24 protein-coding genes are annotated in these 23,733 nt (G+C 70.8%); 16 read left to right on the top strand and 8 right to left on the bottom strand.

Annotated elements, in window-relative coordinates; translation table 11 throughout:
• Positions 1 to 71: 71 nt before the first annotated feature.
• The 8 genes from ACFYVL_RS35860 to ACFYVL_RS35825 all read left to right on the top strand — a co-directional run bounded on the left by ACFYVL_RS35860 (position 72) and on the right by ACFYVL_RS35825 (position 10,477).
• Entirely contained in the window at positions 72 to 1,871 is a 1,800-nt protein-coding gene (locus tag ACFYVL_RS35860) for an acyl-CoA dehydrogenase (protein WP_389252548.1), read from the top strand.
• Between the two features lie 67 nt (positions 1,872 to 1,938).
• On the top strand, positions 1,939 to 2,772 hold the full coding sequence (locus ACFYVL_RS35855) for a 4'-phosphopantetheinyl transferase family protein (protein ID WP_389252546.1): 834 nt from the start codon (positions 1,939 to 1,941) through the stop codon (positions 2,770 to 2,772).
• Between the two features lie 533 nt (positions 2,773 to 3,305).
• Entirely contained in the window at positions 3,306 to 5,429 is a 2,124-nt protein-coding gene (locus ACFYVL_RS35850; RefSeq protein ID WP_389252544.1) for a condensation domain-containing protein, read from the top strand.
• A gap of 88 nt (positions 5,430 to 5,517) precedes the next feature.
• Entirely contained in the window at positions 5,518 to 5,802 is a 285-nt protein-coding gene (locus ACFYVL_RS35845) for a helix-turn-helix domain-containing protein (protein WP_389252542.1), read from the top strand.
• A complete protein-coding gene (locus ACFYVL_RS35840; RefSeq protein WP_389252540.1) occupies positions 5,799 to 7,376 on the top strand; it encodes a helix-turn-helix domain-containing protein in 1,578 nt (525 codons plus the stop codon). Before ACFYVL_RS35845 ends, ACFYVL_RS35840 begins: the two co-directional genes overlap by 4 nt.
• A 549-nt stretch (positions 7,377 to 7,925) precedes the next feature.
• A complete protein-coding gene (locus ACFYVL_RS35835) occupies positions 7,926 to 9,464 on the top strand; it encodes a phage/plasmid primase, P4 family (protein ID WP_389252538.1) in 1,539 nt (512 codons plus the stop codon).
• Positions 9,465 to 9,532: 68 nt separating this feature from the next.
• Positions 9,533 to 9,922: a DUF6009 family protein gene (locus ACFYVL_RS35830; RefSeq protein ID WP_389252536.1), complete on the top strand. Its 390-nt coding sequence runs from the start codon at positions 9,533 to 9,535 to the stop codon at positions 9,920 to 9,922.
• 144 nt (positions 9,923 to 10,066) lie between these two features.
• Positions 10,067 to 10,477, top strand: coding sequence for a rodlin (locus ACFYVL_RS35825; RefSeq protein WP_389252534.1), 411 nt, complete (start codon positions 10,067 to 10,069; stop codon positions 10,475 to 10,477).
• Between the two features lie 367 nt (positions 10,478 to 10,844).
• Here the strand turns inward: ACFYVL_RS35825 and ACFYVL_RS35820 are convergent, their stop codons facing one another.
• A complete protein-coding gene (locus ACFYVL_RS35820; RefSeq protein ID WP_389252532.1) occupies positions 10,845 to 11,207 on the bottom strand; it encodes a hypothetical protein in 363 nt (120 codons plus the stop codon).
• A 243-nt stretch (positions 11,208 to 11,450) separates the two neighbouring features.
• On the opposite strand from ACFYVL_RS35820, the gene ACFYVL_RS35815 reads away from it, so the two are divergent.
• From ACFYVL_RS35815 to ACFYVL_RS35785, 7 genes are all read left to right on the top strand, one after another.
• Positions 11,451 to 11,714: a hypothetical protein gene (locus ACFYVL_RS35815; protein ID WP_389252530.1), complete on the top strand. Its 264-nt coding sequence runs from the start codon at positions 11,451 to 11,453 to the stop codon at positions 11,712 to 11,714.
• Positions 11,715 to 11,961: 247 nt separating this feature from the next.
• Positions 11,962 to 12,195: a chaplin gene (locus ACFYVL_RS35810; RefSeq protein ID WP_389252528.1), complete on the top strand. Its 234-nt coding sequence runs from the start codon at positions 11,962 to 11,964 to the stop codon at positions 12,193 to 12,195.
• Positions 12,196 to 12,352: 157 nt separating this feature from the next.
• On the top strand, positions 12,353 to 13,570 hold the full coding sequence (locus ACFYVL_RS35805) for a chaplin family protein (RefSeq protein ID WP_389252526.1): 1,218 nt from the start codon (positions 12,353 to 12,355) through the stop codon (positions 13,568 to 13,570).
• Between the two features lie 49 nt (positions 13,571 to 13,619).
• Complete coding sequence (locus ACFYVL_RS35800; protein ID WP_389252524.1) at positions 13,620 to 13,853, top strand: chaplin; 234 nt, start codon at positions 13,620 to 13,622, stop codon at positions 13,851 to 13,853.
• Positions 13,854 to 14,020: 167 nt separating this feature from the next.
• The gene (locus ACFYVL_RS35795) at positions 14,021 to 14,926 is read left to right on the top strand and encodes a chaplin family protein (RefSeq protein ID WP_389252522.1); all 906 of its coding nucleotides are present in this window, start codon (positions 14,021 to 14,023) and stop codon (positions 14,924 to 14,926) included.
• A 226-nt stretch (positions 14,927 to 15,152) separates the two neighbouring features.
• The gene (locus ACFYVL_RS35790) at positions 15,153 to 15,467 is read left to right on the top strand and encodes a hypothetical protein (protein ID WP_389252521.1); all 315 of its coding nucleotides are present in this window, start codon (positions 15,153 to 15,155) and stop codon (positions 15,465 to 15,467) included.
• A 132-nt stretch (positions 15,468 to 15,599) separates the two neighbouring features.
• The gene (locus ACFYVL_RS35785) at positions 15,600 to 15,833 is read left to right on the top strand and encodes a hypothetical protein (RefSeq protein ID WP_389252519.1); all 234 of its coding nucleotides are present in this window, start codon (positions 15,600 to 15,602) and stop codon (positions 15,831 to 15,833) included.
• An 80-nt stretch (positions 15,834 to 15,913) separates the two neighbouring features.
• Here ACFYVL_RS35785 and ACFYVL_RS35780 read toward each other — a convergent pair whose 3' ends face one another.
• From ACFYVL_RS35780 to ACFYVL_RS35770, 3 genes are all read right to left on the bottom strand, one after another.
• A complete protein-coding gene (locus ACFYVL_RS35780) occupies positions 15,914 to 16,153 on the bottom strand; it encodes a chaplin (protein ID WP_389252517.1) in 240 nt (79 codons plus the stop codon).
• Between the two features lie 222 nt (positions 16,154 to 16,375).
• Positions 16,376 to 18,448: a reprolysin-like metallopeptidase gene (locus ACFYVL_RS35775; protein ID WP_389252515.1), complete on the bottom strand. Its 2,073-nt coding sequence runs from the start codon at positions 18,446 to 18,448 to the stop codon at positions 16,376 to 16,378.
• Positions 18,449 to 18,845: 397 nt separating this feature from the next.
• Positions 18,846 to 19,253 (bottom strand): rodlin, encoded by a 408-nt coding sequence (locus ACFYVL_RS35770; protein WP_389252513.1) that lies wholly within the window; start codon positions 19,251 to 19,253, stop codon positions 18,846 to 18,848.
• A gap of 266 nt (positions 19,254 to 19,519) precedes the next feature.
• On the opposite strand from ACFYVL_RS35770, the gene ACFYVL_RS35765 reads away from it, so the two are divergent.
• On the top strand, positions 19,520 to 19,927 hold the full coding sequence (locus ACFYVL_RS35765; protein ID WP_389252510.1) for a rodlin: 408 nt from the start codon (positions 19,520 to 19,522) through the stop codon (positions 19,925 to 19,927).
• A gap of 232 nt (positions 19,928 to 20,159) precedes the next feature.
• Here the strand turns inward: ACFYVL_RS35765 and ACFYVL_RS35760 are convergent, their stop codons facing one another.
• From ACFYVL_RS35760 to ACFYVL_RS35745, 4 genes are all read right to left on the bottom strand, one after another.
• Complete coding sequence (locus tag ACFYVL_RS35760; protein ID WP_389252508.1) at positions 20,160 to 20,657, bottom strand: DUF5949 family protein; 498 nt, start codon at positions 20,655 to 20,657, stop codon at positions 20,160 to 20,162.
• A gap of 101 nt (positions 20,658 to 20,758) precedes the next feature.
• Positions 20,759 to 21,643 carry a hypothetical protein gene (locus ACFYVL_RS35755; protein ID WP_389252506.1) on the bottom strand — a complete coding sequence of 295 codons (885 nt, stop codon included), beginning with the start codon at positions 21,641 to 21,643 and terminating at the stop codon, positions 20,759 to 20,761.
• A gap of 467 nt (positions 21,644 to 22,110) precedes the next feature.
• The gene (locus ACFYVL_RS35750; protein WP_389252504.1) at positions 22,111 to 22,398 is read right to left on the bottom strand and encodes a hypothetical protein; all 288 of its coding nucleotides are present in this window, start codon (positions 22,396 to 22,398) and stop codon (positions 22,111 to 22,113) included.
• 55 nt (positions 22,399 to 22,453) lie between these two features.
• On the bottom strand, positions 22,454 to 22,906 hold the full coding sequence (locus ACFYVL_RS35745; protein ID WP_389252502.1) for a hypothetical protein: 453 nt from the start codon (positions 22,904 to 22,906) through the stop codon (positions 22,454 to 22,456).
• Between the last annotated feature and the right edge of the window lie 827 nt (positions 22,907 to 23,733).

Genomic DNA, 23,733 nt, shown 5'->3' with positions numbered 1-23,733 from the left:
TCCGGTGGCTCTCCGCGACCGCTGGACCGGTTCTCCGTCGGTTCTCAAGCGAAAGTCGTCAGAGTGCCACCATGACCACGATCGCCGAGATATCCGACACTTCGGGCACCCCCGGCACGGGCACGCACGCGGGGGGTCCCGGCCGGGCCACCGACGCGTTCGTACGGGCCGCCAGGCTCGAAGCACTGCTCGGCGATCCGTACGACCCGGCCAACCCGCACGGTCTGCGGGCCCTGTTCGCCGCCGACGCCCGGCGCGAGCCGCCCGCCGCGACCGAGGAGCTGCTGACCGGGCACGGCACCGGCGCCGAGTTCGTACCGGCCGCGCACGGCGGTCTGCTGACCCGCGCCGACCACCTCGTACGCGCCCTGCGCCCGGTCTTCCGGCGGGACCTCGCCCTCGGCTTCGGGCACGGCATCACCTCGCTGTTCGCCGCCGGGGTGATCTGGGCGGCGGGCAGCGAACAGCAGCGCGGGCACGTCGCACGGCGGCTGCTCGCCGGGGGCCGGGCCACCACCCTGCACCACGAACTCGCGCACGCGAACGCGATCCTGCGCCACGAGTTCACCGCCCGCCCCGCTCCCCGGACCGGCCCGACGGCGCCGGGCGGCCAGCTGCTCGGCGGCCGCAAGGACGTCATCATCAACGCGGCCCGCGCCGACCTCCAGGTCGTGTACGCCCGCACCGACGCGGCCCGCGGCCCGCGCAGCCACTCCGTGTTCCTGCTGGACGCCGCCGACCAGGTGCCGCACCAGGTGCGGCACCTGCCCCGGGTGGAGATCCCCGGCATGCGCGGAGTGCTCTTCAGCGGCCTGGAGTTCCACGACTGCCCCGTGCCCGCCCGCGCGCTGGTGGGCACGGCGGGCGCGGGGGTGGCGCTGGCCCTGCGCACCTTCCAGGTCAACCGCAGTCTGGTCTGCGGCGCGGTCACCGCCGCCGCGGACACCGTGCTGCGCTCCGCGGTCAGGGCCGCGACCGAGGGCCGCGGCCGGCGGCCGGTGGCCCGCCGCTGGCACAAGCCGCTCGCCGGGGTCTTCGCCGACGTACTGGCCTGCGACAGCATGAGCACCGTCGTGCTGCGGGCGCTGAGCCTGCTGCCCGCCGGGGCCCATGTGTTCGCCGCGGCCGTCAAGTACGTGGTGCCCGACCTGCTGCGGGAGGACCTGGAGGAACTCGCCCCGGTCCTCGGCGCGCACGGCTACGACCACCTGAGCCCCGAGTACGGCGCGCTCGGCAAGCTCGCCCGCGACCTGCCCGTCGCCGGGTTCGGCCACGCGGGCCGCGCCTCCTGCCAGGCCGCGCTCGTCCCGCAGCTGCGCAACCTCGCCGAGCGGTCCTGGTTCGCCGAGGAGGAGCCGCCCGCCGAACTGTTCCGCTCCGGCGCCCGCCTCCCCGACCTGGACTACCGGCTGCTCGGCATCGCGGGCGGCGGCGACTTCATGGCCGCCTCCCTCACCGGCTCCGCCGCCCGCCTCGCCGCGGCCCGCGGCGCGGGCGGCCACATCGCGGCACTCGCCGCGCTGGCGCAGGAGTTCGTCGCCGAACTGCGCACCCTCCAGGAGCAGTGCCGCCGCCTGCCCACCTCGGGCGCCGCGCTCGCCGACTCCGCCGTGGCCGTCCTCAGCGACCGCTACTGCCGGGTCGTCGGCGCGGCCGCGGTGCTCGGCGTGTGGGAGGGGCAGGACGGCAGCGACCCGTTCCTCGCCAACCCGGCCTGGGCGGTGCTCGCCCTCTCCCGGATCGCGGGCCACCTCGGCATCCCGGTGCCCGAACTGCCCGAGGGCTGCCAGGAGCAGGTCCTCCAGGAGCTCGTACGCCGCTACCGGGACGGCCGCAGCTACGACCTCGACGCCCTCGCCCCCGCCACGTGAGGGCACCCGGCCGGCCGGTCCCGCACCCCGCGGTACCGCCCAGCACCCACGGAAGGCAGGGACCACGTTGACCCACACCCCGTTGCCCGGCGCGGAGCGCATCGCACGGCCCCTCCACGTCGGCGGACCCGACGCCCCCTGGCACCGCGTCCGCGAGGACATGGACCGGCACGGCAACGCCGTCGTCCACACCACCTGGGGCGAATGGCTGCCCACCGCCGTCGCCGACCCCGCGCTGCGCCCGCTGCTCGGCCGCGACTGGGCGCGCTACCGGCGCACCGAGGACGCCACCACCCGCTACCGCTTCGCGGCGTCCCGGCTCGCCACCAAGTACACGGCCGCGGCGGCCCTGCGCATCGCACCGGCCGGCATCGACCTCGCGTACAAGGCGGGCGGGCGGCCGTACCTGCGCGGACTCGACCAGATCGACGTCAGCCTCACCCACACCGAGGACCTGATCGCGGTCGGCATCAGCCGCGACGGCCGGATCGGCGTCGACTCCGAACCGGCCGGCCGGCGGATGGACTACGACCTGCTCCAGGGCCAGGTCCTCACCCCCGCCGAGCGCGCCGACCTCGCCCCGCTGCCGCCAAGGGAGCGGGCCGCCGAACTGCTCTGCCTGTGGACCCTGAAGGAGGCGTACACCAAGGCGCTCGGGCAGGGGATGCGGCTGGGCTTCACCAAGTTCGGCTTCGGGGCGGGCAACGGGGGACTGCGCGCGCCGGACGGCAGCCCGGCCGCCGAGGACGAGTGGGCCTTCGTCACGCACCGGGTGCTGGGCGGCCGTTACCTGCTCAGCGTGGCCCGGCAGGACGCGGGGCTGCACAGCTCGCCGGACACCGCGGCGCACACCATGTTCGACGAGGGCTTCATGGAGGCGGTCGCCGAACTCCTCGACTGACGAACGCGGGTGACGGGCCGTCGGCCGCGGGTGACGGGCCGTCGGCCGGGGGCGGGTCGCCGGCTGGGGGTACGGGCCGTCGGCCGGGGGCGGGTCGCCGGCTGGGGGTACGGGCCCGTTTCGCCCCCGTACGTTCCGTGCCCGCTCAAGGGCGGGTCGAGCCCTGCTCGAAGCCCGCCGAAGGGAGCGGGCACACCCTCGCGGGCGTGGCTATCGTACGAAACGGTGGGTGCGTATGCGAAGGCGAGGAGACCGACAATGGCGGAGCTCGACGCAGCTCCTCGTCCGCACTGCCCGCCCCGGGGGACGGGGTGTTGCTCTCCGGCCGCCCCGTCCCCGACCTCGCTCTTCCGTTCTCCTTCTTCCCTGATTTGTTCTGTACATGCCATTTTGTGGAGGCGTTGTCAGGGCAGGAATCCGCGCATCCGTTTCGCTCTGGCGAAGGAGGGGAAGGAGAGGTTCCGCCGTATGGGCAGCGGAGCCGGCGCGGGGAGCTGCGCGCGGGCCCGCGAACGCGAGCGCCCCCGGAGACAATGACCGCCGACCACACCGCCCCCGGCGACGCACTGATCGTCGTCATCGACCTGACCGGCCGCCCCGGCCAGGCCGAAGCCGCCCTGCCCGTACTGGAGTTGTACGGGCCGCTGGACGCCCACCGGCTGGAAGCCGCACTCGACCGCATCGAGCGGACGATGCCGCGCACCGCGCGCGCACCGCTGTGGCACCACCGCCTCGAACAGCACGGCCCCGGCCGCCACACCCTGCACCTGAGCGCCGCCCCCGGCCCCGACGCCCCCGTGGACTTCCCCGCGGGCCTCCTCGCCGGACTCCTCACCCACCCGCGGCCCGCCCGGCCCGCCGCCCGCCGCACCGAACCCACCCCGCTGCAACGCGAACTGATCGCCGACACCGACGCCCACCCCGGCACCGGACGGCACAGCGAACAGCTCGCCCTCACCTGGCGCGGCCCCCTCGACCTCGACCGGTTCACCGCCGCCTGGCAGTCCGTCTTCGACCACGAGAGCGTGCTGCGCACCTCCTTCGAGGAAGGCCCCCAGCCCCACCTCGTCCCGCGCGAGAGGGTCGCCCCCGAGGTCGTACGCCTCACCTACGCCGTCACCGACTGGGAGACGGCCGTGGAGACCGACCGCTACCGGGGCATCGACCCCCGCGGCAACGGCCCGCTGCGCATCACCGTCCTGACCGGACAGGGAACGGGGGAGGGGCCCGGACCCGAGGAGAGCGGCGGCCCGCACCGGGAGCAGGGCACCGGCCCCCTCGGCCTTCCCGCCCTGCCCACCCGCATCCTGCTCACCTTCCACCACACCCTGCTCGACGGCTGGAGCGTGCGGATCCTGCTGGAGGAGTTCTACCGCGCCTACCTCGCCGACGGCACGCTCCCCGGCGGCGACCGCAGGCCCGACCTCGGCGACTACCTGCACTGGCTGACCGACCGGGACACCGCCCCCGCCCAGGAGTTCTGGGCGGCGGCCGACCTGGCCCCCGGCACGGAACTGCCCGCCGCCACCGCCCCGGGCACCGGCACCGGACACACCCGCACCCGGCTCACCACCGGCCAGAGCGAACGGCTGCGCACCTGGGCCGCCGGCCTCGGCAGCCCCGAGAGCAGCGTCCTGTACGCCGCCTGGGCCCTGCTGCTGCACCGCCTGCGCGGCACCGAGGGCCCCGCCCGCGTCCGCTTCCACACGGCCGTCTCCGGCCGGGGCATCCCCCTGGCCGGCGTCGAACGGCTCCCCGCCCCGCTGCGCAACCCCCTGCCCGTCAGCGTCGACATCGACCCCCGCGCCCCCCTGACCGCCCTCCTGGAGGCCCTGCGCGACCAGGCAGTGGACCGCTCCGCCTACGAGTGGGTGACCGCCGGACAGGCCCGCGCCTGGTCCGGCCTGCGCACCCCCACCGCCACCGGCAGCCTGCTCGTCTTCGAGCACCGGCGGCACACGAACGACGCCCTCACCCGGCTCCTGGCCGCCCAGGGCATCCACGTCACCACCGCCGAAACCCTCGGCGCCCGCACCGCCCACCCCCTGACCCTCACCGCCCAGCACGACGACGACGGCGCCCTCGCCCTCACCGCCGCCTTCGACCGCGGCCGGCTCGACGGCGCCGGACAACTCCTCACCCAGGCAGCACGGCTGCTGCGCCGCATGAGCGACGAGGCGGACCGCACCACCACCCTCGGCCAGCTCCTGGCCACCCTCACCGACCTCCCCGGGCACCCGCCGCCCGCCACCGCCCGCCGTACCGCCCGCCCCTACGCCGAGGACCCGCAGGCGTCCCCGCTGGTGGTCCTGCGCCCCGCCGAACGCCCCGGCGCGGGCACCGTCTGCCTCGTCCAGACCCCCACCGCCCGCCGCGCCGACCACACCCGCGTCAGCCGCGCCTACCGCGGCCCCGAGGCGGTGGCCCTGCTGCGCCCCGCGCAGGTGCCCCGGCTGCGCGACGCCGTCCTGCGGGCCCTGGGCCAGGGCCCCGTGGTGCTCGGCGGGTTCTCCGGCGCGGGGGAGGCCGCCCACGAGGTCGCCCGGTCCGTCGCCGCGTTCGGCGCCCGCGCCCCGCTGGTGGTGCTCACCGGTACGCACACGCCCGCCGACGACTTCGTACGCGCCCTGGCCGGGGCGGCCCGGCGCGCCCGCTGACCACCCCCGCGGCCGGGCCTGCCGGGGCCGCCGCCACACCCGCCACCCCTTATGCGATTTCCGCATACCCGCTGGTAGCGTGAGGGTTGTGGGGCTGAGCCTGGAAGAGACACTGCAACTGACGGTGGCCTCGCTGATGCGGGCGACGGGGGATTCCCAGCGGACCGTCGCCCAGGTGCTGGGCCTGACACAGACACAGGTCTCGCGCCGCCAGTCCGGCACCGCCGCATGGCGCCTGGACGACGTGGACGCACTCGCCGCCCACTACGGCGTACGCCCGCTCGACCTGCTGGCAGGTCCCGCGAGGGCGTGCGCGGCCCTGTCCGCCGACCGGCGGCGGACGGCGGACAGGACGAACGGAGCCACCCGATGAGCGACGACAGCACCTTCGACGCGATCGACTCGCTGCTCTCCTCCGTCAGCGCACCGGCCGCCCTCCCCGACGCGGACGTCCGCCGCGCCCTGCGCGAGGGCGCCCACCTGTCCCGGGCCCAGGTCGCCAGGGCGCTCGGGGTCGGCCCGTCCACGGTCTCCGGCTGGGAGTCCGGCCGGGAACCGGCGGGCGAGGTGCGGGCCAGGTACGCCTACCTCCTCGACGGGCTGCGCGAGAAGCTCGCCGACGCGGCCCGCGACACCCCCGCCGGTCCCGCGCCGCAGGACCCCCCGCCCGCCCCCGAGGGCGCACCCGCACAGGACGCGCCCCAGGGCTACGACGACGTGGAGACCCTCGCCGCACCCGAGCCGTGCGTCCTGTGCGGCAGCCCCGCCCGGCACCGGATGGACGGCTTCGCCCAGCACATCGACCCGGCCGAATGCGCACCGGCCGCCCCCGACCCCGTACCCGCGCAGCCGCAGCGGGCCCCCGCACCGGCCCGGCCCGCACCGGAAACGGCCCCGGCCCGCACCGGCACCGGGCAAGCGGACCCCGCACCCCGTCCGTCGGACCGCCGGACGGCCCGCACGGGGGCGGCCCGGCGCCCGGCGAAGGCACCGCGCGGACGCGCCTTCCAGCCCGAGACCGGCCCCGGCGACCTGATCACCGCCGCCGTGGAGACCGCGCTCGACGAGCACGGCGGCGACGTCGAGGCCGCCACGGCAGCCCTGCTGAAGCGCGCCATCCCGGACGCGATGCGGCTGCTGGACGAGACCCGCAAGGGCGGCCGGTACGACGTCGTAGCCCACCCGTGGATCCCCGACATCCTGCGCAAGCAGACCTCCAAGGGCGCCGACCAGGTCTGGGAGGCCCGCCCGAAGTGGACCCGCACCGCCCTCCCGCCGGGCTCCCACGAGGTGACGGCGCTCGACATGAACGGCGCCTACCTCTCCGCTCTCAAGACCCACCTGCCGCTCGGCCAGCTGGAGCACTCCACCGGGTTCGACTTCGACCGCCGCCGGGCCGGCGTCCACCTCGTCACCCCGCCCGCCTGGGACCACGAGGACGTACTGCCCAACCCGATCGGCAACCGGGAGGAGCCGGGCCCGCTGTGGGTCACCGAACCCACCCTGCGCCTGCTGCTGCGCCTCTCCGGGCCCCGCCACCGGCTCTGCGACCCGCCGGAGATCCACGAGTCGTACACCTCCGGCGCCACCGAGGGCCTGCTGGAGAAGTTCCGCGTCGCCCTCAAGGAAGCCCGGGACACCGCCCTGGCCCAGGACGACGAGGTCACCCTGGAGTACGTCAAGGCGATGTACTCCAAGTTCGTCTCCACGATGGGGGAGTCGAACTACAACCGGGAGCTCTACCGCCCCGACTGGATGCACCTCGTCCGCTCCCAGGCCTTCGCCAACCTCTGGACCAAGGCGCTGAAGGCCCACGACGAGGGCCTGCACGTCGTCCGCGCCATGGGCACCGACGAACTCCACGTCATCGGCGACTGGCGGCAGGTGTTCCCCGAGGGCCGGGGCGTCACCGAGGTCAAGGTCAAGGACACCTACACCGTCGGCTGAACCGCCCTTCCCGCGAAAAGCGGCCCGCTGCCCGCACCGCCCGGCCCGCACCCGGCGCCCGGCCGGCCTCCCGCACGGGACTGAACGGGACCGAAGACGCCCCGCGTTCGGTCCCGTTCTTCAGTCCCGTCACAAAAGCCCAGGTCACAGCGGTGCGCTCAATATCAACGGGACTGACGGGACTGAAGGTCGTAGTTATCAGTTGCGTAGCTCTTTTTTGTCATATGCGCGCCCGCATATGACAGATATCTCCTGAGCAACTCATAACTACGACCTTGAGTCCCGTCAGTCCCGTAAAAAATCCGCGCAAGTCTGTGACCTGGGGTTTTACCCAACGGGACTGACGGGTCCAAAGGCCCACGGGACTGAACGGTCCCGTGCGGGCACCCCCGACGGGACCAACGGGACCGAACTTTTCCGACACACCAAGGGCGGGACTACGCGGTGTGCCGGGTCCGCTACGATCTGTTCCGCAGTCTCGAAGCGTTAGTCCCGTTAGTCCCGTTGGTCCCGCCGGGGATCCCGATCCGCTTCCCCTTGAGGTCGCTCATGAGCGCCAGCGCCCCGTTCGGACGCTTCGACGCCAGAGGCGCCGCGCAACAGATGCTCAGCGACGAACTGGCCCTGCTGGACAACCCGAAGGCCCTCCCCGCGCAAGCGACCGAACCGCACCGGCCCGCCGTCACCGCCGACGTCGGGATACTGCCCGACGCACTCACCGACCGGGGCAACTCCAAGCTCTTCGCACGCACCTACGGCGACCGCTTCCGGTACGTCATCGGCATGGGCTGGCACAGCTGGGACGAGTACCGCTGGAAACTGACCGGCGGCATGGAGGCGGCCATGTGGGCGGCCGGGGACATGGCCGAGGCCATCCCGGGCCGCGACCCGCGCGGCGAGTACACCGACCGCGAACTCGCCGCCCACCGCAGGCACTCCGCCTCCACCGCCGGCCTCAAGGCCCTGCTCGTCCAGGCCCAGGGCGCCCCGGGACTCAGCCTGGACCCCGACGTCCTGGACGGCGACATCTACGCCCTGTGCACCCCCTCCGGCGTGGTCGACCTGCGCACCGGCGAACTGCGCAAGCCCGACCCGTTCACCGACATGCACTCCCGGGCCACCACGGTGGCCCCCAGCCCGCTGCCGGTCCCGCGCTGGGACAGATTCCTGCGGGACACCTTCGGGGACGACGAGAAGGGCCTGGAGACGATCGGGTTCCTGCACCTGCTGCTGGGCTACTCGATCACCGGCGACGTCGGCGGCCAGGTCCTGCCCTTCCTCTACGGCTCCGGCGCCAACGGCAAGAGCGTCCTGCTCGACGTCCTCACCCAGCTCCTGGGCGACTACGCCAACGCCGCCCCGCCGGGCTTCCTGATGGAGAAGGGCAAGTTCTCCGAGCACTCCACCGAGCTCACCGAACTGCACGGCCGGCGCATCGTCGTCTGCTCCGAACTCAAACCCAACGACAAGTTCAACGAGGCCCGCGTCAAGCTCCTGACCGGCGGCGACACCATCACCGCCCGCCGGATGCGGCAGAACTTCTTCACCTTCACCCCCACCCACAAGCTCTGGCTGCTGGGCAACCACCGCCCCGAGGTCGGCACCGGCGGCCACGCCTTCTGGCGCCGCATGCGCATCATCCCCTTCGAACGCCGGGTGCCCGACGCCCGCAAGATCGACAACTTGGCCGCCGAACTCGTCCGCGACGAGGGTCCGGGCATCCTGCACTGGCTCATCACCGGCGCCACCCGCTACCTGGCCACCCGCGACCCGCTCACCGGCCCCGCCAGCGTCCGGGTCGCCACCGCCGCCTACCAGACCACCGAGGACCACGTGGGCCGCTTCCTGGAGGAATGCTGCCTGCGCAGCGACGACGCGGAACTGCGGGTCGAGCAGAAGGTCCTCTACGAGGCCTACGGCCGCTGGTGCTACGAGGAGGACATCAGGCCCTCCTCCAGCAGGGCGTTCGCCAGCCGCATCCGGCAGGAACTCGGCCTCGCCTCACCCGCCGACATGATCAAGAACAACGCCACCAAGCTCTACCCCGGTCTCGGCCTCATCGCCCCCGACCAGGGCGGCACCCCGTGACCCACAGCCCCACCCCCGCCCCGCCCGCAGGCCGACCGTACGAGGGCCCCCGACACCCAGGAGACTTTGTGAGCGCGACGCCGAGCGAAGGCGATCTCGTCCATGAGGCCGAGGTGGTGTGGCTGGAGGACCCGGAGCACTTCGACTACGTCCGCCAGGCCCTCGACAAACTCCCCACCCGCAAGGGCAGGCCCCGCTACGAACGCGACGGCCGCCTCGTCGGCTACACCAACCTCCAGCCCACCGCGAAACGCAGCGCCGACAGCGGCCTCTTCGCCCGCCGCACCTTCTACCTCCTGCCGCACGACCGCCCCAACCAGCCCGGCAACCCCGAATGCCCCTACCGGGTGGGCTCACCCCTCGAAGCGGTCGACCCCTCGACCATCGCGCCCGGCCGCGCGGGCGAGAAGACCCCCCGCTCCCAGGCCACCGAGACCGGCAAGGAGATGGTCGCCTGAGGGCCCGCCCGAGGGCCGTACGGCGGCACCGAAGGCCCCGGCGCCCGTTGCCCGTTCGGCCCAATGCCGATAACCAATGGGCGCCGCCGCAGTTCTGCAGGGAGCCCCGGCACGGGGCACCCGACGCAGAGAAGGAATCCACAGATGAAGAAGGTCATGGCAACCGCCGCGCTCGCAGCGACCACCCTGGGTCTGGGCGCCCTCGGCGCTCCGCAGGCCATGGCGCTCGGCGACGACTCCGGCACCACCTCCGAGAGCGGCAACGGCGCCGAGCAGCACTACGGCAACGCCGAGACCGCCGGTGACATGAGCCCCCAGCTGGCCCCGGTCCAGGGCTCGCTCAACAACCTGTGCCTGGGCGTGCCCGCCAAGGCCAACGCCACCTCGCTCGTCGGCGTCCTCGTCCCCGTCGGCGTCCAGGACATCCCGGTGCTCTCCGCCCCGCAGAACCAGCAGTGCGCCGCCAACTCCACCCAGGCCAAGGGCGACGAGCCGCTCTCCCACCTCGCCCAGGACTTCCCGATCCTCTCGGGCAACGGCGCCGGCCAGAGCTGACGCCCCCGTGTGCGGGCCCCGCGGCCCGCACACGCCCCTGCGGGCGCGCACCACGCAACGAAGAGGCTCGTCCCCGAGTACCCGGGGGCGAGCCTCTTCGTACGTACGGATGGGACCCAAGTGGATCTTGGCCCCCATCCGTGCACAAGCGCCAGGGAACGGGCCAGCGGTCGCACACCCGGTCAACGAACTGCGAGCCGAAACGTTGCTGCTCAACTGTCCCAAGGGGGATCTTCTTCACGATTCGTACCCACCCGCCATCAACTCCCCGCCGCACCCACACACCGCCACCGGCGAGGTCACCCCGGTGCCGCGAACGCCGACGGCCCCCGCGGCACACCGCGGGGGCCGTCCGAACGGGGCGGAATCAGGCCAGCGAGTCGAGCGGCACACCGATCGGGCCGCCACCCGCGGTCAGCCCGCCGAGTAGCGCGGCGGGAGCGGGCACCGCCCCGGCACCGCCCGGGTGCACGGCACGCGCCGCCGCCTCCTCCTTGGCCTGGAGCCCGTCCACGTTCGCCTTGACGTCCGACAGGAACTTCTGCGGGTCCGTCAGGTTCTTCAGCTGCTTCAGCTGCTGGGCGTTGACCTCGTCGGCCCGCGCCTGGCCCGCGGCGACCTGAGTGGCACCCGGCGCGCTGTGCGCCTCGTGCTGGGCGAACGCCGGAGTGGCCGACCCCAGGGCGACGAGCGTGCCCGCGAGAGCTGCGGTGGCCTGCGTGTACTTCATGAGCGGTCCTGTCCGTGAGGCGATGACGGAACGACAGGACGCGGGGGCCACTGCCGTTTCACGTCTGGAGAACGCCCACTGCCGCCAATGGAGACGTGACCCCGCCGTAGATCACCCTATTGACTCGCCACGCCATCGGTGAGTCGAACGCCGGGCACCCCTCGCACGACGACGGGCGCGTGACCTCCGCACGGTGCGGCTCGTTGCGCCAGCGACCCGCCGAACCCCCACCCCAGGAGAACCATGCGCCACCACAAGACCTCCGCCGCCGCCCTCGCCGTCCTCGTCTCCGGTACCGCGCTCGCCGCCGCCGGCACCGCCCAGGCGGCGACGCCCGAGGCCGCCCCGGCCCCCGTCCCCGCCGCGGCCCCGGCCGGCGACCTGCTCAGCGGCCTGCCCGTGGTCGGCGGCCTGACCCAGGGCGGCTCCCCGGCAGGTGCCCTCCCCGGCGGACTTCCCGGCGGTCTCCCCGGCGGCCTGCTCGGCGGACTCCCGCTCGGCGGCTGACCCGCCCCCGGGCAGTACGCGGCCGGCGGCGGGGCGCCCGATTTCACTCCCGGTGACCCCGCTCGCATTTGCGAAATCCCCCCATAGGCCTTTCGGGTGATAGGAGAAATTCGCGGAATTAAGCGAGTTTCCTCTATGCCGTCGGATCGTTACGGATATCGACGGCGACGTCACGGGATTCTGTAACAGGCTCGTGCAGCACGAAATACGTGGCTGTTCACGACGTCACCGAAAGAAAGGTCACCAAATGAAGCACATGAAGCTGGCCGCGATCGTCACCGGCTCGCTGATGGCGCTCGGCGCTGCCACCCCCGCCATGGCGGACTCCGAGGCGGAGGGTGCGGCCACCAACTCCCCCGGTGTCATCTCCGGCAACGCCGTGCAGGTGCCGGTGCACGTGCCCGTGAACTTCTGCGGCAACACGGTCAACGTGATCGGCCTGCTGAACCCGGCGTTCGGCAACACCTGCGTCAACAAGTAATTCTCCATTCGAACCCCCACCGGTTCGGATTTGGCCGGCCCCTGAATGCGCGCTTCGCGTTCGGGGGTTTGCCAGTCAGCGCCTCATCGTGTGTGGGCGAGCAATCGGCTTACCCCGCAAGCAGGAAAGACAGGGAAACGGCGAAGTGCGACAGGTCATGAGTAGGAACGTGCTGGTAACCGCAGCCGTCTCAGGTGTGCTCTCCATGGTCGGGGGCCCCGCCCACGCCGACGCGGTGGGGAACAGCGCGGTCACGAACTCGCCGGGCGTCGTCTCCGGCAACAGCGCCCAGGTTCCGGTGCACGTTCCGGTGAACGTCTGTGGCAACACGGTCAACGTGATCGGCCTGCTGAACCCGGCGTTCGGTAACACGTGCGCCAACCGGTCCGGCATGAAGGCCGGCAAGGGCGCCGGTGCCACCGCCGCCTCCAAGGTCTCGAACTCGCCCGGCGTGGGCTCCGGCAACAACGCCCAGGTGCCGGTGCACGTCCCGGTCAACCTGTGCGGCAACACCGTTGACGGCATCGCGGGCCTGAACCCGGCCTTCGGCAACGACTGCGCCAACGAGTCGGGCGGCGCGGCCGCCGGCACCACCGGCACCACGGGCGCCTCCGCCGAGTCCGTCGTGTCCCACTCGCCCGGTGTCGTCTCCGGCAACAACGCCCAGGTTCCGGTGCACGTCCCGGTCAACCTGTGCGGCAACACCGTCGACGGCATCGCGGGCCTGAACCCCGCCTTCGGCAACGACTGCGAGAACGGGTCCGCCAAGGCCCCCGCCGGCAACACCGGTACCACCGGTGCCTCCGCCGCCTCCGTCGTGTCCCACTCGCCCGGCGTCATCTCCGGCAACGGCGTAGAGGTTCCGGTGCACGTCCCGGTCAACGTCTGCGGCAACACCGCCGACCTGATCGGCGCGCTGAACCCGGCGTTCGGCAACGACTGCGCCAACGGCCCCGCCGCGCAGACCCCGCCGGTCACCCAGCCTCCGGCCGACCAGCCGCCCGTCATCGAGCCCCCGGCCGACCAGCCGCCGGCCGATGAGCCCCCGGCGGACGAGCCGCCCGCTGACGAGCCGCCCGCCGACGAGCCGCCGGCCGATGAGCCGCCGGCCGATGAGCCGCCGGCCGACGAGCCGCCGGCCGACGAGCCGCCCGCCGACGAGCCCCCGGCGGACGAGCCCCCGGCCGACGAGCCGCCGGTCACCCAGCCCCCCGTGACCCAGCCGCCGGCCAACCAGCCGCCGACCAAGCCCACCCCCCCGAGCAAGCCGAAGCCGGGCAAGCCCACCACGACCCCGGCCAAGCCGAAGCCGAGCAAGCCCACCGCTCCGGCGCCGCACAAGCCCGGCAAGCCCACGGGCAAGCCGATCGGCTGATTCCAGCCGCGCACGACCCCTCATTGACACACCACCGAAAGGTCACGACATGAAGTACACGAAGGTCGCCGCCGTCATCGCCGGTTCGCTGATGGCCCTCGGCGCCGTCTCCCCGGCCATGGCCGACTCCGGCGCCGAGGCCGCGGCCACCAACTCCCCCGGTGTCCTCTCGGGCAACGTCATCCAGGTGCCGGTCCACGTCCCGGTGAACGTCTGTGGCAACACGGTCAACGTGATCGCCCTGCTGAACCCGGCGTTCGGCAACACCTGCGTCAACAAGTAAGTCTGCATCACACCTTCGTGAGTTCGGACTTGGCCAGCCCCTGAACGCATGCCGCGCGTTCGGGGGCTTGCCAGTCAGCGCCTCATCGTGTGCGGGCCGGCACTCGGCCGGCCCCACCAGCAGGAAAGACAGGGAACGGCGAAATGCGACAGGTAATGAGCAAAGGCGTGCTGGTAACCGCAGCCGTCTCGGGTGTGCTCTCCATGACGACCGGCTTTGCCCACGCCGACGCGACGGGCAACAGCACGGTCGCGAACTCGCCGGGGGTCCTCTCCGGCAACAGCGCCCAGGTTCCGGTGCACGTTCCGGTGAACGTCTGTGGCAACACGGTCAACGTGATCGGCCTGCTGAACCCGGCGTTCGGCAACAAGTGCGCCAACAAGTCGGCGAAGAAGCCGGCCACCCACCCCGCCGGTCACCCCGCGGGCCACCCCGCCGGTCACCCGGCAGGCCACCCGGCCGGTCACCCCGCCGGACATCCGGCAGGCCACCCCGCCGGACACCCCGCGCAGAACACCGGCTCCTCGGCCACCTCCACGGTGTCCCACTCGCCCGGCGTGCTGTCCGGCAACAACGTGCAGGTCCCCGTGGACGTACCGGTCAACGCCTGCGGCAACACGGTCGACGCGGCCGCCGCGCTCAACCCGGCGTTCGGCAACAAGTGCGCCAACGGCCCGGCCACCCACAACCCGCCCGCCGACCAGCCCCCGGCCGACGAGCCCCCGGCCGATGAGCCCCCGGCCGACGAGCCGCCCGCCGATGAGCCCCCGGCCGACGAGCCCCCCGCGGACGAGCCGCCCGCGGACGAGCCCCCCGCGGACGAGCCGCCCGCCGACGAGCCCCCGGCCGACGAGCCGCCCGCCGACCAGCCCCCCGTCGACCAGCCCCCGGCCGACCACCCGGGCAAGCCCGGTAAGCCCGGCAAGCCGACCGGCTCCGGCAAGCCCTCCGCCCCGGGCCCGCAGCTGGCGCACACCGGCGCCGGTGAGCTCACCGGCGCCGCCGCGCTCAGCGCCGCGCTGCTCGCCGGCGGCGTCCTGCTGACCCGCCGCGGACGCACCGCCGGCCGCTGAGGCCGACGGACGGCGACCGCCGCACCGGTGGGGCAGGCCCTGTGGGCCTGCCCCACTCGCATTTCCGCCCTCCCGGCAAGCGAGTGAAATGCCGGGCATTGTGCATGAAATGAGTTTCCCCCGGCGGCGCCACGCCGTTAGGCATCACGCAGGGCCACGGAGGAGAAGCACTCCGGCCCGAATGTGCCGAATGAAGATCCGCTTCACAGAGAATGAGGGAATTCCCATGAAGTACACGAAGGCAGCTTCGGTTCTGGCGGTCTCGATGGTTGCCGTCGGTGCGGCCTCCTCGGCGGCAGTGGCACAGACCGGCATGCCGACCGCCCCCTCGATGAGCCTCAACTCGGGACTGGCCCAGATCGTGGACGCGTACAACACCCACACCAAGGCCCTCGACAACCCGGTGCCCGTGGTGAAGTCCGCGACGGACGCGGCGAAGAAGCTGAACGCCGCCAAGGACGCCAACCCCCTGAAGCTGGTCGAGGGCGCGGTGGGCGCCAAGGGCACCGGCTCGATGCTCGGCGGACTGCCGGTGGGCTGATGGAGTCTGCCGGGTGGCGCAGACGGCGTAATCGCATGCCCCGCAGGAATGACGCTCATGCTCCGGCGAGGGGAGACGCACGAGAGGCGGTATGCCTCCTTGCGTCTCATTCCCCCTTCACTGGGAGCACACATGCGCAAGATCGTCGGACAGGCAGTGGTGACCGCGGCCCTCGCGGCAGTCGCCCTCGTCCCGCTCGCCGGAACCGCGTCGGCGGCAACGGCCGAGCCGGTGGCGAAGCCCGCGGCCGCTGACCGCTGCTGGTGGCACCACGGTCGTCTGTACTGCGCGGACTACGGCCCCTGGTACCACCACAGCGGCGTCGGTGTCGGCGTGGGTCTCGGCCTGGGCGTCGGAGTCCTCTAGGACCCCGGCTGCCTGAAGAACGCCCGAGGAGGGGCTCCACAGCACGTCTGTGGGGCCCCTCCTCGCATGCGGGCGTGCTCTCAGCTGTTGGTGGCGCTGTTGCCGAACGCCGGGTTCAGCAGCCCGATCACGTCGGCCGTGTTGCCGGAGACGTTGACCGGAACGTGCACCGGGACCTGCGCCTGGTTGCCGGAGATGACGCCGGGGGAGTTGCTCGCCACACCCTCCGCCTCGCTGTCGGCGGCGGCGGTACCGGCGGCGGCACCCGCGGCGAGACCGGCAGTGGCGAGGACGAAAGCAGCCTTCTTGGCAGCGTTCATAATTGCACCTCCTGGGGAAGTTGGGGGGTTGAAGAAATCTTTGCACACGACAACATCCCCCCTGAGCACAGAAACCGCTGGACGATCGAATTCCTGCATCCAGCGCATTCGGCATTCCGTACTTCCGTACTCTTTTCACATGTTCGGCGCACGGGAAATCCGGCGCATGGGAAAGGGGCCCGTTCCTCGTCGAGAACGGGCCCCTTCCGTCGTACCGGTCGGCTACCTCACCGGGCGGAAGACGGCAGTCAGGGAGTGGTCGCTGTCGTCGCTGAAGGACACCGCGGTCTCACCGTTGGACTTGTCGATGTCCCCGCCGTACTCCTCGTCGTCCAGGAGCCACCCGGCGAACACGAACCCGCGCTCGGGAACCGCCGTCGCCGTCACGGTGTCGCCCTGCGCGTAGGGGCCCTCCTCGGACAGCGAGACCCTGCCCCGGCCACCGGTCACATCCACGTCCAGGTCGTACCTGTTGCGGTCGAACCGGGCGCGCAGCTGCAGGTTCTGGTCGTCCGGCGACAGCTCGATGGTGTCGTCGTCACCCGCGAACGACCCGTTCAGGGTCCAGCCGGTGAAGGACCAGCCCGGCGCCGCCACCGCGTCGTAGATCTCGGCGGCCGGCGCACCACGCTTCGCGGGCGCCTTCTTCACGGCACCACCGCGCGTCGCGGTCGTCGTGACCGCCGGCTTGGGCGTCGCACCCTTGCGGAACGTCGCCACGAGCCGCGAGTCGGCGGCGACCGCGACGCTCACGGCGTTGTCGGCGGTCCCGACCTTGCGGCCGTTCAGCGTCCAGCCCGAGAAGACATAACCCGAGGCCGGCTTCGCCGTGAACCGCGCGGTGCTGTTCTTCGGATACGGCCCCACCTCCGACGGCGTCACCGAACCGGCGCCCGCGGGCGAGACCGACGTACCGACCGCACACAGGGTGTCGCTCGACTTGGTGCCCCGGTAGCTGGCGATGGCCTTGGACGTGGTGTTGAAGATCCGCGCCGCGTCCGCCTCGTCGGGCCGGCCGAGCGGCACACCCAGAGCCTGACCGCGGTAGGCCAGCTGCGGATTGGAGAACTGGTTGATGCGCCCGCACCGGCCCTTGGTGGACTTCCGGCAGCCCGACTCGTACGCCATCATCGTGGCGAAGTCACCGTTGCGCGGGAAGTACCCGTTGGCACCGTACGGCGGCGGCTGGTTCGGCTCGGTCGTACGGTCGTGCGCGGCACCCAGGTTGTGGCCGATCTCGTGGCCGAGGGAGAAGTTCTTCAGCGCCGCGTGCGCCACCACGTTGTAGCCGTAGTTCGCCGTCTTCTGCGAAGGCGCCTTGGGCGAGTAACCGAGACCGCCCGCCGCCCGCCCACCGGCGATCACCGACACCAGGTCGGCGCCGAACCGGTCCCGGTACGTCATCATCTCGTCGAGCAGACCGTCGCGCGGGGTCGCCAACGCCTTGATGAGGTCCTGCGTGACACCGTCGCGCGCCGCCGGGACATTGCTCACCTGAGGGATGTTCACCAGCCGCAGCCGGGCGTCGACCCTGCTGTCGGCCAGGCCGTCGTTGGCCAGGGCCACCGCGCGCGTGATGTCGGCACGCATCTGGGTCACACTGCCCGCCTCGGCCAGCGCCTTGGGGGTGTAACCCACGATGAGATCGATGAGAGTGGTCCTGCCGCCCTGCTGGCAGGCCTTGTCCGCCGCGACCGGCACCGAACGCGGCACCGTCCCCGCAACCGGCCGGGTCGGCGGCATGCTCATGGACGCCTCGTCCTCGTCGCCCAGCGGCGTCACCTGAGTGATCGACACCCGCTCCGGGCCACTGGACTCGATGGCGTAACTGTCACCGCCCAGCATGAACTGGGCCGTCACGTGCTCGTTGCCCGGAGTGCCGTCACAGGCGTTCTGCGCCGTGGCCACCACATGCTGACCGGTCGCACCCACCACGTCCGCCGTCAGGATGACGATGTCACCGACCACATTGCGGGACTGCTCGACGACCTGCACATTCACATCGTCGAAGAGCGGGAAGTCGTACTCGCGCTCGGACGGCCCCGCACACAGGGCGGCCAGCGCCGTCGGGTTGATCATCGCCTCACGCTGGCGCACCGCCTCGCTGCCACCGCCGTCCTCCGGCGTGGTGTCCTCCGCCTCCGACGCCACGGACAGCAAGGAGCCCGGCCCGGCGAAGACCGCGGCCGCCGCGGAACCCGGCCGCGGCGGGGCGGGTGGCGCGGAGAACCCGGTGGCTCCGAGGACCATCGCGCCGAGCGCGAGGCCTCCCACCCACTGCGAACTGCGTTTCACGTGTCAGCTTCTTCCTGCCGATGTGCGAAAAGGGAACGGCGTCACCATTCCCCGGCCGGACCACACGTCACTGCGTCATTCACGCTTGTCACCCGGCTGCCGCGCGAGGGAATCCCCGAACACCTATTTCGCACCGAAGACACGAAAAGCAAACGAGTGATTCACGCCCGGCCCCACCGGCAGGGTGGGGTAATCTCTTTCCCGAGTCTGTTCGAGCGGTATTCACACAGCCGGCGGCCCGTGCCGTCGAATACCGCCAGGACCACACGTGTGTTCCGCACTTTCCCTGCGAACCGCACAACACTGCGCCCCCAACCCGGAAACGGGCTGGGGGCGCAGTGCCGTACGTGGAGGAGTCCGCCCGGGGCGGGCCCGCAGGCCCGCCCCGGAAAAGGCGTCAGCCGTTGTTGGCGCCGTTGCCCGAGAGAACCGGGAAGTCGTTGAGCAGGTGCGACAGCGGCTCGTCACCCTTGGCCTGGGTGGAGTTCTCGACACACTGCTGGTTCTGCGGAGCCGACAGGATCGGAATGTCCTGGACGCCGACCGGCACGACACCCACGAGCGAGGTGGCGTTGACCTTGGCCGGCAGGCCGATGCAGGGCTTGTTCAGCGAACCCTGGACCAGGGACATCTGCGGGCTCATGTCACCGGCGGTCTCGGCGTTGCCGTAGTGCTGCTCCGCACCGTTGCCGCTCTCCGACGTGGTGCCGTGGTCGTCCGCGATCGCCATGGCCTGCGGAGCACCGACGGCCCCGAAGCCCAGCGCGGTGGCAGCGAGCGCGGCGGTTGCCAGGACCTTCTTCATCTCAGCATTCCTTCTTTCCCATTGAGTACCCCGACCTGGAGCTTCCTGAAGAACTTCCTGGAAGTCGTTTGGTTATCGTCATTCACTCGGACGGGAGAGCAGACGCCGCAGACCAATTAAATGAAGAACCGACAGGCAGGCAATAACAGCAGCGGTTCGGTGGATAGCCCTTATGCCATACGGGTGAAGAGAAAGAACCAAACCCGAGGCCCAGTGGTTGTGCAGTCCGTAGATGGCCTGCCCCCGGAACGAAGAGGTACTTCCCCATGAACAAGATGATGGCCTCGGCCGTACTCGCCGCGACCGCGATGAGCCTCGGCGCCGTCGCCGCCCCGCAGGCCATGGCGGTGGCCAACGACGACGGTACGACCTCCATGAGCGGCAACGGCGCCGAGCAGCACTACGGCAACGCCAAGACCGCCGGTGACATGAGCCCGCAGATGTCCCTCGTCCAGGGCTCCCTGAACAAGCCCTGCGTCGGCCTGCCCGCCAAGGCGAACGTCTCCTCCCTCGTCGGCGTCGTGCCGATCGGCGTCCAGGACGTCCCGATCCTCTCGGCCCCGCAGAACCAGCAGTGCGTCGAGAACTCCACCCAGGCCAAGGGCGACGAGCCGCTCTCGCACATCCTGGAGGACTTCCCCGTCCTCTCCGGCAACGGCGCCAACAACCACTGAAGTCAGGACCCCACATCCTGACCCGGTAGTGGTCCGTGCGTGAACAGCCGCTCACGCACGGGGAAGAGGTGGCGCGTGTGGCCCCGCGAAGCATTCCGCTTCGCGGGGCCACACGCCTTTCCGCCCGAAGTCACCGGGCCGGGCCCGCCAGGAGCCGCCGGACCCGGCCCACCAGGAGCCGCCGCCCCGGACCCAGCCAGAACCCGACGACGCCCGACGGGGCCCGAAGCCGCTAGCGCAGCCGTGCCACAGGAAGCCGGCAGTGCGCGGCATCCCGGATCGTCTCCTCGTCACCGACGAACTCCGTCAGCAGCTCCTCCGTCACCGGCTGCCCCGGCCGGCTCGCCGGCCAGGTCCGCGTCGTGAACATCAGATGCACCTGGCCCCGCTTCTCCGCGGCAGCGGCCCACTGCGGCGGCACAGGGCAGGTCACATTGATGCTGGGCAGGGTCAGAACGGCATTGCTGCCGTCGACCATGAGCGTCACGGGAACACTGGACAGGGCACCGTTCACGATGGCACCGCCGACCGGGAGCTTGGCCTCGGCGAGCAGCGCCCGCACAGCGGCCTTCCCCTCGTCCTCGGTGCCCGAGCCGTCCCCGAGCGCGTACCCCAGCAGGAAGGCCGAGTCGTGCCCGTCGTCGCTGTGCTCACCCGCCCACGCCAGCACGGCGACAGTTCCCAAATGGGCGCGGTTGAGGGGAGTTCCGGTGGTCTGAGTTGAAGTCATGTGGCAGGACAGTAATTGCACCGAACGACCACCCACCGGCTCACGTCACCCACTCAGGCTAAGGAACGCGCCTCGGTCGCCCGTACGGGTAACCACCCGGCTCACAGAGCGGGCGAACAGCGCTGACACCGCTTGTAGTACAGACCCCCCTTGGGCCCCGTCCGCTCGTCGATCCACTCGCGCATCTCACGAGCACCCAACGCCTTGATCCGCGGATAGCGATGAGCCCCCTCGAAGTCCCAAGGATCACTGCGCCGATCCACACTGTGGCTGTACTCGCGCAGCGCGTCCAGATAAAAACTCCCCGCCGGACGGGCATACGTCTCCGGAGCCTCACGGCGCACGATGTGACAACCCACCGTGTGAACGCCCTTCCTGCTGACCGCGAACGGAAACTCCTCCGGCCGGCGCAGACGGCTCCAGCGCTCGTCGCACTCGTCCAGCATGCTCTCGAAGTGCCCCCGGTAGTGCTCGCACAGCGCACAGCCGTCCTTGGCCAGACACACCGCCATGATCTCGTCGGCGGTCTCCGCATGCACACAGCCCAACGGCCGGTACAACTGCGCCGCCGACTCCAGGAACAACCCACGTACAGCGGCAACGGTCGTGGCACCGGACTCGACCGAGGCCAGCAGATCGAGCACGGCAGGCACCTCGACACTGAAGCCGTACCCCTCCGCGATCGAACGCCGGCGCTGCTCCGCGTACAGCTTCCCGAACCCAAGCTGCACACCGGGCACTGGAGCACCGGGAATCACGAAGTCACAGGAGGCCTGCCCCCGCGAACCCCCCAGCTCCTCGACATAGAAACCGTCCGCACACGCCCCGTCGGACACCTGGACGGCCTGGACCCGCACGGCGACAGCGGGCTCCACGGACGCAGCCGCCTGCGCACGCGCCGGACCCGCCTCCGGCCGGGGAGCGGGCACCAAGCTCTTGTACTTGGTCCGGTTCCTCCGCGTGGGAGACCTCCGCTTCTTCGCCATCTGGCACTCCTTCTGCTCGCTCGCGCATCACCAGCCGGGGAACCGTTTTTCCTCACGGTTTCCACACCCGGCCCGACGCGAAGTCATTTCGCCGTCCCTGGGTCTAACGCGCGAACTCGACCTGAGGACTGCACCAATTGGGTGGTGCTGAACGCTTTCTGACGACGAAGACGGGGAGATCGAAGGGGAACAGACGTAAGTGCCCGAGAAAAAGCCCAAGTTCAGGCAGCGCAGCGCGACCAGAATCAATGACCGAGACGCCGCAACTGCCCAACTCGGCTCGCCCAGCAGCAACCCCCGGAAAATCCAGTGGAGTTGCCGCGCTGTTCGGCGAATCACCGCTGAGAAAGGCGTGCAGCGCGCCCCCGGCGGCCTGCCGAATGCGCCTGACACTGTGCCTTCCTCAGCGGGACAGGACGTCGTTCCTACGCGCTGCCGAATGTCCGGCGAGCTGCAGGCACCTCGGCCTACGACTCGTAGAACATGAACCAGCTGTTCTGCGCGGCGTTGTACACACAGGTGGTGGCATCGACCCACCAGTACTCATTCTTGTACGACGCTGCCTTGGCCCAACAGGCACCCGCGGTCGCGAAAGCCGCGTAGAACGTCCACCCAGTACCGTCCTGCACCTGAGTGACGGCCTTGGAACGGACGGCTTCGGGCGCGTTGGCCGCTGCGGTCTGTACACCGACCGTAGACGTCAGCAGAGCCACCATCAGAGTGGCAGTCGAAAGTCGCTTGGCAACCGATTTCATGGGGAACCTCACTTACTCGATGTGCTTGATGGAAAAGACACGGAACAGATGCCGGCTAGTCCTTCGTCCAGACGAAGATGTAGGAGTTCCCGCCCGACATCTTCTCCTTGGCGTCGACCACGTTGTACATCTCCGTGTGCACGCCGAAGGTCTTGGCCTTCCACAGCTGCAGTCCGTGGGCATTGAAGTCGGAAACCGAAACCTGGGCACTGGAGGACTGCTGGTTGTCCTGGGCCTGGCAGAGCACGATGGGCCCCGTCTGAATGCCCTTCCACCAGGTGACCCCGGAGAGCTTCAACTGGATCGCGATCTGGCCGGGTGCCGCGCCGCCCGGGAGGACAGTCGCCTGGATGACATCGCCGTCCGGAAGCCGCTCGCCGTTGAGGAGCTGCTGGAACTGGATTCCCTCGGCCGCCTGCGCGGACGACGCGTAGCCGAAGACCTGTACAGCGCCGAGCATGGTCGTCATCAGAGCGACGGCAGGCAGCCGCTTTACAGCTGAACGCATGGTGTCACCTTCCTTGTTGAGAGTCGGTCATCGAGTGTCGATCACCAGAAATAAGGATCTCGATTCTTGATCTTTCTCATCAAAGAAGAAACGAAGGCGCTCGAAGCACCACACGCGGTAAAAGTGCTTCAACACATCTTTGCTGGGCTGAGCCTGGCTATGAGTAACTATTCCTGTTCAGAAAGTATGAAAGTCTGCTGATTTTTATTATGGAGAATTGGTGGTGAAGTAGCTCGACGGGGGAGGGGGGTTCGGTTCAGGGGCGGTTGGTTTTTGAGACCCTCCAGGGGCTTTCTGCTTCTGAAAGAAATAACGGGAAGGACCGGATTTTAGATGCTGGAGACCTTGGCGGGTTTTAGCAGGCGCGCTTGGTTTTGGCGTAGAGGGAGGGTCGGCTTCTTGGTGGGCAGCAGTTTGTTTTGGTGGCTTAACTTGCTTGCGGAGCAGGCAAGTTACTGGCGCGGAGCGCCAGAGCAGTGAGGGGGTTGCCGGTTTCGGGGGGAAGAGAGAGAAGAGAGAGGTTTTTGGTGTGTAGGGCCACGGAGTGGACCGGAGGTTTTGGGCGCGGAGCGCGAAAGGGGAATGGGGGAGTTCCAGGGGGTTGAGGGTGGCTGGATTTGGGTGCTTTGGGCGGGGGTGTTGTGTAGGGAGCCAACTCGACTGCGGAGCAGGCGAGTTACTGGTGCGGAGCACCAGAGCCTGGGTGGCCGCGGAGCGGGCGCCCAGGGCGTAGGGCCACGGAGTGGACCGGAGGCCTTGATCGCGGAGCGATCAAGGGTAGGGCCGCGTAGCGGCCCCGCGTCGTGTCTGCGGAGCAGACCGCGCGC

The sequence above is a fragment of the Streptomyces sp. NPDC004111 genome (assembly GCF_042874215.1).
Classification (GTDB): Bacteria; Actinomycetota; Actinomycetes; order Streptomycetales; family Streptomycetaceae; genus Streptomyces.
The sequence above is the reverse complement of the archived record's forward strand: the minus strand, read 5'-3'. Positions and strand labels throughout refer to the sequence as shown.

Bases quoted from the DNA above. Each gene is read 5' to 3' on its own strand.
- ACFYVL_RS35860 (WP_389252548.1), top strand. From the start codon at position 72: ATGACCACGATCGCCGAGATATCCGACACTTCGGGCACCCCCGGCACG.
- ACFYVL_RS35850 (WP_389252544.1), top strand. From the start codon at position 3,306: ATGACCGCCGACCACACCGCCCCCGGCGACGCACTGATCGTCGTCATC.
- ACFYVL_RS35840 (WP_389252540.1), top strand. From the start codon at position 5,799: ATGAGCGACGACAGCACCTTCGACGCGATCGACTCGCTGCTCTCCTCC.
- ACFYVL_RS35835 (WP_389252538.1), top strand. From the start codon at position 7,926: ATGAGCGCCAGCGCCCCGTTCGGACGCTTCGACGCCAGAGGCGCCGCG.
- ACFYVL_RS35825 (WP_389252534.1), top strand. From the start codon at position 10,067: ATGAAGAAGGTCATGGCAACCGCCGCGCTCGCAGCGACCACCCTGGGT.
- ACFYVL_RS35820 (WP_389252532.1), bottom strand. From the start codon at position 11,207: ATGAAGTACACGCAGGCCACCGCAGCTCTCGCGGGCACGCTCGTCGCC.
- ACFYVL_RS35815 (WP_389252530.1), top strand. From the start codon at position 11,451: ATGCGCCACCACAAGACCTCCGCCGCCGCCCTCGCCGTCCTCGTCTCC.
- ACFYVL_RS35810 (WP_389252528.1), top strand. From the start codon at position 11,962: ATGAAGCACATGAAGCTGGCCGCGATCGTCACCGGCTCGCTGATGGCG.
- ACFYVL_RS35805 (WP_389252526.1), top strand. From the start codon at position 12,353: ATGAGTAGGAACGTGCTGGTAACCGCAGCCGTCTCAGGTGTGCTCTCC.
- ACFYVL_RS35800 (WP_389252524.1), top strand. From the start codon at position 13,620: ATGAAGTACACGAAGGTCGCCGCCGTCATCGCCGGTTCGCTGATGGCC.
- ACFYVL_RS35790 (WP_389252521.1), top strand. From the start codon at position 15,153: ATGAAGTACACGAAGGCAGCTTCGGTTCTGGCGGTCTCGATGGTTGCC.
- ACFYVL_RS35785 (WP_389252519.1), top strand. From the start codon at position 15,600: ATGCGCAAGATCGTCGGACAGGCAGTGGTGACCGCGGCCCTCGCGGCA.
- ACFYVL_RS35780 (WP_389252517.1), bottom strand. From the start codon at position 16,153: ATGAACGCTGCCAAGAAGGCTGCTTTCGTCCTCGCCACTGCCGGTCTC.
- ACFYVL_RS35770 (WP_389252513.1), bottom strand. From the start codon at position 19,253: ATGAAGAAGGTCCTGGCAACCGCCGCGCTCGCTGCCACCGCGCTGGGC.
- ACFYVL_RS35765 (WP_389252510.1), top strand. From the start codon at position 19,520: ATGAACAAGATGATGGCCTCGGCCGTACTCGCCGCGACCGCGATGAGC.
- ACFYVL_RS35760 (WP_389252508.1), bottom strand. From the start codon at position 20,657: ATGACTTCAACTCAGACCACCGGAACTCCCCTCAACCGCGCCCATTTG.
- ACFYVL_RS35755 (WP_389252506.1), bottom strand. From the start codon at position 21,643: ATGGCGAAGAAGCGGAGGTCTCCCACGCGGAGGAACCGGACCAAGTAC.
- ACFYVL_RS35750 (WP_389252504.1), bottom strand. From the start codon at position 22,398: ATGAAATCGGTTGCCAAGCGACTTTCGACTGCCACTCTGATGGTGGCT.
- ACFYVL_RS35745 (WP_389252502.1), bottom strand. From the start codon at position 22,906: ATGCGTTCAGCTGTAAAGCGGCTGCCTGCCGTCGCTCTGATGACGACC.